The following is a 1,134-nucleotide window of genomic DNA, read 5'->3' as shown; positions in this document are numbered from 1 at the left end:
AATACGGTCAGCAATTTCTTCTGCTTCCTCAATATAGTGTGTGGTGAGGATAATCGTGACCCCCTTTTCTCGAAGCTTACGGACCAACTCCCACATATCTTTTCGCAGCTCAACATCAACCCCAGCTGTCGGCTCATCCAAGAATAAAATCTTGGGTTCATGCGACAGCGCTTTGGCTATCAACACACGGCGCTTCATACCACCTGACAACTCCATAATACGGTTATCTTTCTTATCCCACAGTGATAAGTCTTTTAGCGTCTTCTCGATATAAGCCGTGTTAGGCGCTTTACCAAATAAGCCTCGACTAAACGTCACGGTATCCCATACAGTCTCAAATGAGTCAGTCGTTAACTCTTGTGGAACCAGACCAATCATTTCACGCGTATGGCGGTAGCCTTTGATAATATCCTCACCGTCGACAGTCACGGTGCCGGAAGATGGATTGACTATACCGCAAATGGTACTGATTAAGGTCGTCTTACCGGCCCCGTTCGGACCGAGTAAAGCAATGATTTCAGATTTTTCTATTGTAAGGTTAATACCACTGAGCGCTTGAAAACCACCAGCATAAACCTTAGACAAGTTTTCGATTTGAATAATGGGAGTCATGATTTTGCATACCCTAATTTCTATAACAGTACGTTAAACGATTTTGCTTGTGCCTGACTATGCTCATAAATGGAATTCAGAAATTTGGGCTCAACGTACTGAAGAATACCGCTGCTGCAATACAAAGGGATTTGGAAGAAGCTGAAGCGAACAAGCTTTATCCGCAGAGTTATGATCTTAAGGCGGCCTAGCCTTTTTCAAAGGGGTCAGACTCGATTGATTTTCAATCGAGTCTGACCCCTTTGAAAACCTTCGACCTACGATCACCGCCCGTCTTTCTCGGGTGACTTGCCCTACCGGTCTGCGCTTCAATTTGAGACTTGAATTGCTCACTTCCCAGTACCCATGCCTTATTTGTTACTGTGCGAATCTCTTCAAGCGTCTGTTCTTTTATCTCGTACGTAAATAGAGAACGATATATCGACCGTCTTTTTTCTGGCGATACGGATAAAGACAAGTATTCGAAATGAGGTGAGATTAGCTCGCTTTGTGCTCCCAAAGCATTAACACGATAACTAGACC

The 1,134-nt window shown here is 44.2% G+C and carries 1 protein-coding gene and 1 pseudogene; both read right to left on the bottom strand.

Features of this window, described 5'->3' with window-relative positions:
* A partial coding sequence (locus A3757_RS04340; RefSeq protein WP_068739217.1) for an ABC transporter ATP-binding protein occupies positions 1–612 on the bottom strand: 612 nt, incomplete at its 3' end.
* A gap of 223 nt (positions 613–835) precedes the next feature.
* Positions 836–1,134, bottom strand: a pseudogene (locus tag A3757_RS26335) (transposase); the annotation flags it as partial.

It is taken from the genome of Oleiphilus sp. HI0117 (assembly GCF_001635235.1).
The sequence above is the reverse complement of the archived record's forward strand: the minus strand, read 5'-3'. Positions and strand labels throughout refer to the sequence as shown.